This window comes from Psychrobacillus sp. NEAU-3TGS, from assembly GCF_029955155.1.
GTDB lineage: Bacteria > Bacillota > Bacilli > Bacillales_A > Planococcaceae > Psychrobacillus.
The window spans coordinates 202,839-215,112 of record NZ_JAPNOZ010000004.1 but is presented as its reverse complement, the minus strand read 5'-3'; the positions used below and the strand labels follow the sequence as shown (position 1 = coordinate 215,112).

General features: G+C 37.3%; 11 protein-coding genes and 1 pseudogene. 2 read left to right on the top strand and 10 right to left on the bottom strand.

Annotated elements, in window-relative coordinates:
* Window positions 1–19: 19 nt before the first annotated feature.
* The 8 genes from brnQ to OR571_RS01960 form a co-directional block, all read right to left on the bottom strand.
* Window positions 20–1,369, bottom strand: a complete 1,350-nt coding sequence (brnQ, locus tag OR571_RS01995) for a branched-chain amino acid transport system II carrier protein (protein WP_282241189.1) — start codon at window positions 1,367–1,369, stop codon at window positions 20–22.
* 1,066 nt (window positions 1,370–2,435) lie between these two features.
* Window positions 2,436–2,795 carry a Na+/H+ antiporter subunit G gene (locus OR571_RS01990; RefSeq protein ID WP_282241188.1) on the bottom strand — a complete coding sequence of 120 codons (360 nt, stop codon included), beginning with the start codon at window positions 2,793–2,795 and terminating at the stop codon, window positions 2,436–2,438.
* Window positions 2,773–3,057 (bottom strand): Na(+)/H(+) antiporter subunit F1, encoded by a 285-nt coding sequence (locus OR571_RS01985; RefSeq protein ID WP_282241187.1) that lies wholly within the window; start codon window positions 3,055–3,057, stop codon window positions 2,773–2,775. Before OR571_RS01985 ends, OR571_RS01990 begins: the two co-directional genes overlap by 23 nt.
* On the bottom strand, window positions 3,057–3,539 hold the full coding sequence (locus OR571_RS01980; protein WP_282241186.1) for a Na+/H+ antiporter subunit E: 483 nt from the start codon (window positions 3,537–3,539) through the stop codon (window positions 3,057–3,059). Before OR571_RS01980 ends, OR571_RS01985 begins: the two co-directional genes overlap by 1 nt.
* A gap of 18 nt (window positions 3,540–3,557) precedes the next feature.
* Window positions 3,558–5,042 (bottom strand): Na+/H+ antiporter subunit D, encoded by a 1,485-nt coding sequence (locus tag OR571_RS01975; protein WP_282241185.1) that lies wholly within the window; start codon window positions 5,040–5,042, stop codon window positions 3,558–3,560.
* Entirely contained in the window at window positions 5,035–5,373 is a 339-nt protein-coding gene (locus OR571_RS01970; RefSeq protein ID WP_282241184.1) for a Na(+)/H(+) antiporter subunit C, read from the bottom strand. The genes OR571_RS01975 and OR571_RS01970 overlap by 8 nt, the downstream gene beginning before the upstream one ends.
* A 3-nt stretch (window positions 5,374–5,376) precedes the next feature.
* Window positions 5,377–5,799 (bottom strand): Na(+)/H(+) antiporter subunit B, encoded by a 423-nt coding sequence (locus OR571_RS01965; RefSeq protein ID WP_142539341.1) that lies wholly within the window; start codon window positions 5,797–5,799, stop codon window positions 5,377–5,379.
* Window positions 5,786–8,197: a Na+/H+ antiporter subunit A gene (locus OR571_RS01960; protein ID WP_282241183.1), complete on the bottom strand. Its 2,412-nt coding sequence runs from the start codon at window positions 8,195–8,197 to the stop codon at window positions 5,786–5,788. The genes OR571_RS01965 and OR571_RS01960 overlap by 14 nt, the downstream gene beginning before the upstream one ends.
* 358 nt (window positions 8,198–8,555) lie before the next feature.
* Here OR571_RS01960 and OR571_RS01955 point away from each other — a divergent pair, with 358 nt between their 5' ends.
* A complete protein-coding gene (locus OR571_RS01955) occupies window positions 8,556–9,236 on the top strand; it encodes a universal stress protein (RefSeq protein ID WP_282241182.1) in 681 nt (226 codons plus the stop codon).
* A gap of 124 nt (window positions 9,237–9,360) precedes the next feature.
* Here OR571_RS01955 and OR571_RS01950 read toward each other — a convergent pair.
* Window positions 9,361–10,577 (bottom strand): annotated as a pseudogene (locus tag OR571_RS01950) (MFS transporter).
* Between the two features lie 156 nt (window positions 10,578–10,733).
* On the opposite strand from OR571_RS01950, the gene OR571_RS01945 reads away from it, so the two are divergent.
* Complete coding sequence (locus OR571_RS01945; RefSeq protein WP_282241181.1) at window positions 10,734–11,441, top strand: YetF domain-containing protein; 708 nt, start codon at window positions 10,734–10,736, stop codon at window positions 11,439–11,441.
* A 50-nt stretch (window positions 11,442–11,491) separates the two neighbouring features.
* On the opposite strand, the gene OR571_RS01940 is transcribed toward OR571_RS01945, so the two are convergent.
* Entirely contained in the window at window positions 11,492–12,265 is a 774-nt protein-coding gene (locus OR571_RS01940) for an alpha/beta fold hydrolase (protein ID WP_348775004.1), read from the bottom strand.
* Window positions 12,266–12,274: the final 9 nt, after the last annotated feature.

Sequence of the window (12,274 nt, the reverse complement as noted above, 5' to 3'; positions counted from 1 at the left end):
TGAAAACTCCCAGTATAATTTATACTGTTGCTACTTTTTGAAACCTAGCAATAACACCCGTAATAATTGTAACGATCACAAATGGTATAAGCCAACCCAGACCAACATTGTAGAATGGTAAGCTATTCTCATAAAACGATACAATTGGCTTTAACCAGCTATAATGTTCGATTTCTAATGAATCACATAATGCTTTAAATCCATCAATAACACTTATTAAAAACGTAACGAACATAACACTCACATATACAATTCTCGCATGATTAAAAATTGGAGATAAGAACGTTAACAAAATGAGTACAATCGCTAATGGATATAACAACATCAATACTGGAATAGAATACGTTATAATATTCGATAAACCAAAGTTAGCAATAATACAAGTAAATACGCTGAAGAAAATGACAAAAGCCTTATAACTAATTTTCGGCATTAGCGTATGAAAATACTCCCCACATGCAGTTAACAACCCAATACTCGTCGTCAAACACGCTAAGAAGATTACTACAGATAATAGAACTGCCCCAAAAGAACCGAAATAATGCTCTGAAGCACTGCTTAACACTGGTCCTCCATTGTCAAACAAGCCAAAAATTCCAGTACTAGTCGCCCCTAAATAAGCGATACCAGCATAAATTAAACCTAAAAAGAAAATTGCAACTCCACCAGCTTTTGCTGTTGCTCCGATAATCCCTTTGGTTGAATTAACACCCATTGATCGAATTGCAGTAATTACAATGATACCAAATACTAAAGATGCCAGTGCATCCATTGTGTTGTAGCCTTCTGTAAACCCAGTCATAAATGCTTTGTCCACGTAACTTCCGTGAGGTTCCTCAAATCCACCCATAGGCTTTATAACAACAAAGAATAATAAAATAAATAGTCCAACGATTATTCCCGGTGCTAAATACTTCCCTACATTGTCCACAATTTTAGAGGGATTTAATGAGAATAACATGGTTACCCCAAAGAAAAATACCGTGAAGATAAGTAGTCCAATCTGTGCATATTCTGCACCTATAAAAGGTTGAATCCCTATTTCGTACGATACTGCCCCTGTTCTTGGAAGTGCAAAGAACGGCCCTATTGTTAAGTACAACAATGAAGTAAATATTACTGCAAATATAGGATGTACTCTGTTTGATAAGTCTTGTAAATTTTTACTTCCTGAAAAGCCCATTGCAAGTGTACCTAGGAAAGGTAATCCTATACCAGTTGCTAAAAATCCTAGCACTGCCGGCCATAGATTTGTACCAGCGTTTTGTCCTAAACTTGCTGGAAATATTAAATTGCCTGCTCCAAAAAACAGTGCAAATAACATTACCCCAATAACAAGGTAATTGGAAAATGATATTTTTTTGTCCATCTTTCTTCCTCCTGTGATATAAGAAATAATCATTTCTTAACGTGTGCCAAATTTCTCTTAGATGAATGCTATACAAATGATTGTTCTTTATCACCGTTGTATGCAATATATCAGACTTGATAATACTATGAATTTAATTCGAATGCAATATATTAATCGAAATTAATTGAACATTTATTTTATTGGAATAATATTCTTCAATTATTAAGCATAAATAGAATTTATGTAGATCTTGATTTTCTAAGACTCCGTCGAGAAAATAGTATGCGCAGTAAGAAATTTTATTAGGTAGCCGCTAGGATTTTCGCTTTAGGAGGACGCTTTCCGCGGGGCGGGCGGTGAGCCTCCTCGGTCGCTGTCGCTCCACTGCGGGGTCTCACCTGCCCCGCTTGATTCCCGCAGGAGTCGCCTCCTTCCGCTTCAATCAATGGAGGCTTCTTGCTAATTTAGCTCGGCAGTAATCAGAGTTATAAATGGATTCTGATTCACTGGTTATTTATGATCGACTTACTAAAGAAAATCATCCACAGTTTTTGACCATGCAAATCCAATAAGTGGCTAAGTGCGACCAAACAGTTGTCGAAAGCAACCAATTTCCCTAAAAAAAGTTAACTAGAATTGAGATGGCAATAATAATAGAGCATTAATTAGGATTACTTTCAAAAGCTTCCGCTTGCTCGGCTTTGTCACGTTCCCCGTATGGCGTTGCACCATTTATTGGAATTTAATAGTTGTAAAACTTTTGAAGAAGTTTCATTTGTTAAACAGTGACGTCTATTAGATAGCGTTATTCATCATGGATTGTAGCGAAAGGGCGGCGACTCCAGCGGGAATAGTACGAGCTGAAAGCCCCGCAGGAGCGTGAGCGACGAGGAGATTGAAGCCGTGCCCGCGGAAAGCGTCCACCCTGTAGCGAAAATCCCAGTAGTCACCTAATCACCCAATAAAATTTCTTACGTCGTAGTTTCCCTATTAAGTGACACAACTAATACTTTATTCTTTCCTAATATTTAAAAAAACTGCCTCTTTAAGATAAGCTCTTAAAAAGGCAGCTGCTATTTTAAAACTATTTATCCTCTGGAAAAAGAACGTCCTTTAGCTCATCATCTGAAGAGGCATCTGTGAGTTTTACCCTTGCTCGATAGGCAGCTCGGGTTATTAAATGACCAGCTACTGGAGCTGTTAAAAATACAAATACAATCCCCAGCAACAATCTTACACTTATAAAACCTTCGTGCACCCAAAAATAGATAAATGCACCTGTAAGGGATAATAAAACCGCTAATGTGGAACTTTTCGTTGCCGCATGTGATCGCGTATACACGTCCGGCAAACGTATAATTCCTAAAGCACTGATTACACTCATAATACTACCCAGCAAGATGAGCAAAGCTGCTCCTAACTCAATCGTCTGATGTGCGTTCAACGATAACCCCCCTTTCCACATACTTCGAAATGGCGATTGTACTGATGAAAGCAAGTATTCCTAAAATTAGAATGGCTTCTAAAAAAGCTTTTGTTTTTAACACAATGGAAATAACAGCAATCATAGAGATTAAATTTACACCAATCATATCTAAGGCCACTGCACGGTCTGGTATCGAAGGCCCTTTAATAATTCGGATTAAAGCAATTACAATCGTAATAGCAAATAAGGCAAGGGCTGTATAGAGTATCTTTTCTACCATTAGCGCGTCACCTCCATAATTGCTTTTTCGAACTTGGTAATAGATCGTAGAACATCTGCTTTTGACTGCTCGATATCCATTGCGTGAATATAAAACATATCTCCCGCCGGATTCACTTCCATCACCACAGAACCTGGAGTTAAAGTAAGCAACATCGCAAGCGTGGTGATTTCCCAATCTCCTTGCAGTTCTGTTTTATATGTGAAAATACCCGGTTTTATTTTTAACCTCGGACTTAATATTTGCCTACTTATCAACACACTTGAAGCTGCTAACTCCGAAATGAATATAAAGATAAGCTTAATAATTGAATATAGCCTTCTTAAGTAAAATTGTGTACCGAAGAAACGATGCATTAAGAAGATAATCACAATTCCAACGATGAATCCTCCGAAAAAGGTCGTGATTTTAAGTTCATCTTCATCTTGTAACAGCATCCAAAGAAACGCTATAAATAAATTAAGTAAAAACTGTGCTGGCACTTTTCATCACCTCTCCTATCACTTATTTCCTCCTAATACTGCTTCAATATAAACAGAAGGGTTGGATAGCGTATGTGCTGCATCACTTACATATCCCGATATAAACTCTGCTCCAAGTCCAAGAAAAACCGTACCAATGGCAAGCAAGACGATAGGGATAATCATTCCTTTTTTCAATGGCACCTCATCTTCTGGACTTATAATTGTTTCACCAAAGATAGAGTTAAGAAAAATGCGAAGAAGTGAATATAACACCACAATGCTTGAGATAAATGCAAGTGCTAGTAAAATGTATGAGCCCGCTTCTATAGCAGCTTCTCCAACTAACAGTTTGCCAACAAATCCACTGAGGGGTGGAATACCTGCAAGGGAACAAGTTACAATGAACACCATCCACCCAAATAAAGGATAGTTGCGTATTAGCCCACTCATTTCATCAATTTTCGTCTTTCCAGTCAGAGCGATCATCGTACCAGCTATTAAAAATAACATGGCTTTTGCTATCATGTCGTGCATTACATAATAGATAGAACCTTCAAACGACGTTTGTGTAGCAAGTGCTAACCCGACTAATATAAATCCAACTGCAATCACAACATTATAAGACGAGATTAAACGAACGTCTTTGTAAGCAATCGCCCCTATAGATCCGACTACTAACGTCACTCCCGCCATAATTCCGATTAATGTATGTGTAATCGAAGGTTCATGATAGAAGATGAGTGTGAATGTGCGAAATAAAGCATAAATCCCAACCTTTGTTAATAATGCACCGAACAATGCAGCAATCGCCGTCGGAGGTACGCTATAAGAACCAGGCAGCCAAAAGAACAATAACAAACCTGCTTTTAAACTAAAAACGATTAAAAATAGAATACTAATGGTTGTTAGCAACGGACCTTGTCCCGCTTCCGCTACTCTTTCTGACAAATGGGCCATATTTAAAGTACCTAGCGTGCCGTATAAATAGGCTAGTGCCACTAAGAAAAACCAGGAAGAAAGAATATTGATCACAACATACTTAATCGATTCTCTAAGCTGGGCTTTCTTTCCTCCTAATGTTACTAATACATAAGAAGCAAGAAGCATCACTTCAAAACACACGAATAAGTTAAATAAATCACCTGTTAGAAAAGAGCCATTCACTCCAGCAATCAAAAATAAAACAAATGGATAAAAGAACATTTTCTCGTGATTTTCTCCAATGGAAGAAAAAGCATACATAAGACAAATTGCTGTTACAATATTAGCCGTTAATACAAATAACATGGCAAACGAGTCTGCCACAAACAGAATACCAAACGGAGGTTCCCAGCCGCCAAAATCTAATCGGAGGATCCCCTCTGTTTGAATTTTGTTTAAAATATATAGACTAATACCGACCATACCAAGCATTGTAACCAAGCTAATCACACGCTGTGTTTTGATATATGGTCGAAGAAATACGAGTATAACCCCAACCATGATCGGAATTATTAAAGGCAGTACAATAATATTATTCATCATTTGTCCCTCTCAGTGCATCTAAATCATCCGTTCCGTTATCTTGGTAAGCACGGTATGCTAATACAAGTACGAATGCCGTTACCGCAAAACTAATAACGATTGCGGTAAGTATTAATGCTTGTGGCAATGCATCGGTATAAGGCGCATCTGCTTCTGTCAACAATGGTACGTTTCCTGTTTTCAAACCACCCAACGTTAAGATGAGCAAATGAACCGCATGAGAAAGCACCGCAGTCCCTAAAATTACCCGAATAATATTTCGTGAGAGGATTAGATACGTAGCAACGGCAACTAATATTCCGATTAGTAGTATTATTAACGTTTCCATAGTCTATTCATCCTCACTTATACTTAAAATTATTGTTACCACTACACCAACTACAGCAAGTGCCACTCCAGCTTCAAAAATCGTTACTGTCGTAAGCTCTGTTTTACCAAAGACAGGAAGGTCAAAATAAGCAAATGTTTGCGACATGAATGGCACCCCAAACAATAGAGAGCCTAAACCAGTTCCAGTCGCCAACAGCACACCCGAAGCTGCAACAAGCTTAAAATCAAGCGGAAGGCTTTTTTGAACCTTTTCAATATCATTTGAAAGATATAAAAGGACAATCGCAGATGCCAATACTAATCCTCCGATAAATCCACCACCAGGAGTATTGTGACCCGAAAGGAACAAATACACACCGAATGTTAAGATGATAAATACAACAATTCTTGTGACTGTACGCAGGATAACATCATTTATTTTCAATGTTTTCATCCCCCTTTTTGGCTCTAAGCTTAATCATTGTATAAACCCCTAAGCCCGCTATAAAGAGAACGACTACCTCAAGCATTGTATCAAACCCACGGAAATCTCCTAGTATAGCGTTAACGATATTTGCACCGCCCGCCAATTCGTAAGCATTCTCAAAAAATGCCGAAATCGTTTCAAATCGATCATAATTTAAAACTGCCAAAGCTACCAATACAACAACTGCACCAGTCCCCACAGAAATAACCGCGTTTGTTAATTTCGTTTTGGAAGGGACTCTCTCCTTTTTCCAATCAGGTAGATGGGAGAAAGCTAACAGGAATAATGCAGTTGTAATAGATTCCACGACCAACTGAGTTAATGCTAGATCTGGTGCTCGGAAAATGACAAAGAAAATGGCGATAGAATATCCTAAAACTCCATTTAACAAAGTTGCAGTCATACGAGACTTCGAAAATAACATCGCTACAGCAGCCACTGCCATCACACCAACCAAAATTACCTCATACGCCCTAATCCTTACATCCATCGAAAAGCTAGGTGAAAATGCTCCAGAATAAAAGAAAAACCCACCTACTGTTAAGATAAAGAAGATATAAATATAGACTAAATAATCTCTTAATAGTCCTGTCATATATTTGTTCGTTACAATGGTAGATTTACTTTCTGCAAACGATAAGAAATTATTATAGTATGCATTTAAGGTATATCTAGAAGATAATAATCCATAAATCGGCTTCCACTTTTTAAGGAATCGATATAATAATGCTCCTACTAAAACAACACCAATCGTCATCAGCAATTCAGGCTTAATCCCATGCCAAGCATGTATGGAAGGCGTAAGATTTGCCGGATCTCCAAATGTAGGATAAATACTCTCCATCGATGGCTTCAGTATATAGCCGCCCAAAAGATTTGGGAAAAAGAAAATGCCAACAACGAACACACTTAAAATTATTGGAGAAATAAGCATCCCCACAGGTGCTTCATGAAGTGGTTTATCCAGTTTCTCCGGTTGAACCGGTCCAAGAAACGTTTTGAAAATGATAATCATGCAGTAAACGAATGTAAATACACTTGCTATCCATGCAATAATAGGAAAAATGATTCCTATTGTTTGTAAAGAAAATACATCTGCATTCATTATTTGAACAGTTGCCGCAAAAAACATTTCCTTGCTTAAAAATCCATTAAACAGCGGCAGTCCAGCCATAGACAAACTTCCAATTACCCCGACAGTAAAAGTAAATGGCATAAAGGTCATTAATCCACCTAAGCGACGGATGTCCCGTGTTCCAAGCTCATGATCGAGAATCCCAACGACCATAAATAGTGCCCCTTTAAACGTGGAGTGATTAATGAGATGAAACAAAGCTGCAAATGTAGCCTGTGTATAAATAATAGATTCCTCTGAATACCCGTACTGCAAAGCAATAGAACCTAATCCAAGTAAACTCATAATCAGACCAAGCTGACTTATAGTAGAATACGCTAATAATGCCTTTAAATCGGTTTGACGAACAGCATTAAACGAACCCCAGAATAACGTAATCATTCCTACACCACTTACAACCCAAAACCATAGTTGATCTCCACCAAAAAATGGTGTAAAGCGAGCAACTATATAAATTCCGGCTTTCACCATCGTCGCGGAGTGTAAGTACGCACTAACGGGAGTCGGCGCTTCCATTGCATCTGGCAACCAGATATGAAAAGGAAACTGAGCGGATTTCGTGAATGCCCCAAGTAATACTAAAATCATTGCAGGGATGAATAATGCGTGATCCGTTAAGTCCCCTACGTTTGCTATTATTTCACGTATACTAAAAGAACCGGACATTGTGTGAAGCATGATGAAGCCAACAAACATGGCAATACCACCGCTTACTGTAATCAGCATTGCTTTTTGAGCACCGAGTCTTGATGCTTTACGGTGATTCCAGAATGCAATTAATAGGAAAGAAGAAACGCTTGTTAATTCCCAAAACACATATAACACCATTAAGTTATCGGAAAATACGACACCAAGCATGGCACCCATGAATAATAGAAGATAGCAATAAAAATGTTGAAGTGATTCTTTCGTAGAAAGATAAAAAATAGAATAGAGAATTACTAAACTTCCTACACCGGTAATAAGTAATCCTAATATCATACTTAAACCGTCCAAATAAGTAGTGAAATTAATGTTTAATGAGGGTATCCAATTGTATGTATGGATATATGTTTTACCGCTCGCTACCGAGGGAATCAGCCTAGCGAGCATTACAAACAATGTTATAGGCACTAACATGACAAACCATCCGATATGCAATAATTTAAATCGCCTATAGATGAATGGCACGAGAGCAGCTATTATAAATGGAATAATAATAGCGAAAGTAACTGAAAACAAATTGTAGCCTCCTATTTCCAAAACATATTGTATGAATTTTTAGTTTTGAAAGAATTATTTCATTTGAAAGGGATACTTGACTATCCCAGTAACTAGTATCATAATAGGAATCCATATGAGGTCCTTATAAGTACTTCAGAAGAATTTGGGGTGTTTAACATTGCCTGTTTAAGCGAAAAGCACTAAGTATGCTTTTCATATAAAAGATGGATTACATGGATATATTAAAGAATATATCATGTTAAATTATACACGAAAGAACTAGACACTGCACTTGATGTGAATAATGCAGAAGATTTTGAATAGCACATGCATGTAGATAGATGAAAAACAATTAAAAAAACGAGGTGTAGAAACCGTGAAACACACAAAAGGTCGGATGGATGAAAGTATACTAGTCTGCGTATACTACGGCCCAAATGGAGAACGATTGATAAGAAGAGGACATAAAATGGCAAGTATGCTAGATTGCCCACTTTATATTCTTACTGTAGACCCACTTCCATATGATGCGTTCGACGCTGAGAAATCTAAATATATTGAGGACTGGAAGAATTTATCAGAAGAATTAGAAGTAGAAGAATTTATCATTCGTGATAATGAAAAACGTTCTTCTTCGAAAGTTATTAAAGAAGTCGCTCATCAGCTTAATATAACACAAATTATTATTGGACAAACTGCTCAGAGTAGATGGGAAGAAATCACAAAAGGTTCTTTTATGAACGTTCTATTAAGAGAAATTCCTTTCGTCGACTTCCACGTAGTTTCAGTGGAACGTTCGATAAAAGATGAAGAAGAAGGCATTTTTGAAAAAGGAGTCCGTGCCTATTTAGTTACTGACGGAGACTCCTATAAAGTTTCGTTCACTTGTGCTAAAAATATGTGCCAAGAAGGCATTTTCTTTAAAGAAATAGGAACAGATTTTGACAATGGCATTTTCAAGTTTATGCATAATAACAAAATGCATCAAGTTCATATTCAAGATAATTTAGTTACAGATACATCTCAAGTACCCGATGGCTGTAGTGTAAAGTTATAGAAAAAGAAGAAATCTTAGCGAGATATTCAACTACTTTTCAGTTGAATATCTCGCTTTTCATTTGTACCATTCATCTCTAACGACCATTTAATCGAAGCTACAGTTCGTTGGTCTGCTACTATTTTTATGTACCTTCCAATGTAATTTTTCGATCCCTTGGCAATGCGAAGGCTACGAGTCCTATAATTGGCAAGGTCGAAACAATAATCATTGTAGTATAAACACCAACGTGGTCCATTAAAATACCGATAACTACCGCACCTACTGCTCCCATCCCAAAGGCAAGTCCAACTGTTAAACCTGCCATTGTCCCAATCTTACTCGGTACAAGTTCTTGTGCATACACAACAGTTACCGAAAAACTTAACATGATGAAAAAACCGATTAACACTAGTAAAATAACAACCGTCCAAATCGGAACATACGGTAATAATAGCGCTAGTGGAATCGGGACAAGCACCGAAAGCAAAATAACATTTTTTCTACCTAATCTATCCGCCCACGGTCCACCAAAAAACGTTCCAACTGCTCCAAGCGCAAGGAAAATAAATATAAACAATTGCCCCTTTGGATTGTAAATCCGTATTTGTCCATTAAGTGGAATATGTAGAAATTTGTCATATTCGTCACATAAAATGATCTTGCAAAAATAATAATCATTAAAAGCGTTAATGCAATTCCTACTTGTTTTTTAGTAAGAGTTGGTAGCGATGAAAGTAGCGCTCTTTTCTTTTTCGCTGTTTTCTCTTCCTCTAGTTGCTTTTTATACCAAGCCGAAATTTTGGATAAGATAAAAATCCCAACTGCTGCAACGACTAAAAACAGAGCGGCTCCTTTTTGACCAAGTGGCACAAGGATAAATGCACTTATTAAAGGTGCAAGCGCTTGTCCAGAATTTCCACCTACTTGATAAATCGATTGAGATAGCCCTCTTTTGGTTCCTGCTGCCATAAAAGAAACTCGGGAACCTTCTGGATGAAAAACGGCTGAACCTAGCCCTAAAAAAATGACAGAAACTAAAATCATCCAATATTCAGGTGCGAACGCAAGTCCAGCCATGCCGAGAAAAGAACTCGTCATCCCCAGCGGAAGTGCGTAAGGCATCGGTTTTTTATCGCTTATAAAGCCTACAACAGGCTGTAATACAGACGCTACAATATTCAACACAAAAGAAATTAAACCTAACTGCGTAAAAGTTAAACCAATCTCCTTGGCTAATACGGGGAACATCGCAGGAATAACAGCTTGAAGCGAATCATTAAATAAATGGCAAAGACCAATTGCAAACATAATGGGATAAACTGGATTACTTAATCTACTCGAAACAGTTCCGGTCGTCATTTTATATATCACACTCTTTCTACTCTCGAAATAACGTCATTAAATTTATTATATCGCAAATTCTGACAATATGATTGAGTTTTTGTTTCAGGGATAGTTACAAGCTTGAAGGTCATACTAACAAAAAGTTATTTTATAGAGGAGTTTGAATAGAAAATGGATACATTTTTCGAATTGAACTTTTGGGAAATGATTATTAGGACTACAATTTCCTTTGCAGCATTATTAGTGTTGGCACGTATTTTAGGCAAGAAACAGCTTAGCCAGCTTACATTTTTCCACTACATTACAGGTATTTCAATTGGATCCATCGCTGCAGAAATCGCTTCGCAAAAAGAAACTCCTTTTCTTGATGGTCTTGTTTCAATAGTATGGTGGACTCTTCTCACATTATTTATGAGCTACATTTCCTTAAAGTCTACCAAATTACGCGTGCTAATCGACGATGAGCCGACCATTATTATTAAAGATGGAGAGATTTCCGTCAAATCATTAAAATCTTCTCGCCTACATATGGATGATGTTTTAATGATGTTAAGAGAACAATCTATTTTCTCTATTCAAGAGGTCCATTATGCCGTTCTCGAGACAAATGGGGAATTGAGTGTTTTTAAGAAAGTAGCGCAACAAGAAGCTACAAAACTAGATGTCAAAGCAGATGTATCGCTTCCCGCCTTTATGCCTTCTGAAATTATCTCCGACGGAAAAATTGTTCAAAAAAACTTAAAGGAGCTTGACTTAACAGAGGATTGGGTAATGAAAAAACTCCGTAAACACGGAGTTGAATCTGTCAGTGATGTATTTTATGCTCAACTTCAAACGAATGGCTCTTTATATATTAGCTTAAAGAAAAACGGAATTTGAAACAGTATATAAGCTTTATAGCGGGCGAGCGACGTGCTCGCCTAATTACTTCACTTAAATTCCAAGATTTCTTGTATTAATTCTTGAGGTGCTTCGTACATACTCATATGACCAACATCTTTTAGTAGGATTTGTTTTATATGTTGCCCCTTTGCCGTAAAGACTTTCTCTGAAGGTATCAATTGATCCTCTTCTCCAGCTATTAATAGCACTGGTACATTCGTAGTTTCTATAACTTGTCGGCGATCTATTCGATTTTTCATAGCAAGAAGGGCATTCTTTGCTCCAGCAGGAGTTGTCGAATAGCCGATATTTTTCACTTCTCTTATTTCTTTATGATGACTATCCAAATGTTTAGGTGAAAATAATTTAGGAACTAATCCTTCTATAAATGCTTCCATTCCCTCTGTTTCTATTTTGTCTGCAGAAGTGTCTCTTCCTTTTTTTGCTTCTTCCGAATCTGGATAGGCTGTAGAATGGATTAACGAGAAACCTTTTAGTCGATCACTATACATCTCAGCAAATGCAAGCGTAATATAACCTCCTAATGAATGGCCAAACATTGTTACTCGGTCAATTTTTAGTTCATCTAGAAAATCTCTTATAAAAGTAGCGTACTGATCTATTTCGTTTATATTTTCCTGCACGGAAGAATCCCCATGACCCGGTAAATCTAATGCAATAACTCGGTACGTTTGAGCAAGATCATGGATAAGATTGCGCCAATAATCAGAGCTACCACAAAATCCATGAACAAGTAAAATCGGTTCTCCTTTTCCCTCTTCTCTATATGCTACATCCACTTTATTTACATGAATAATCATTCGACTCAT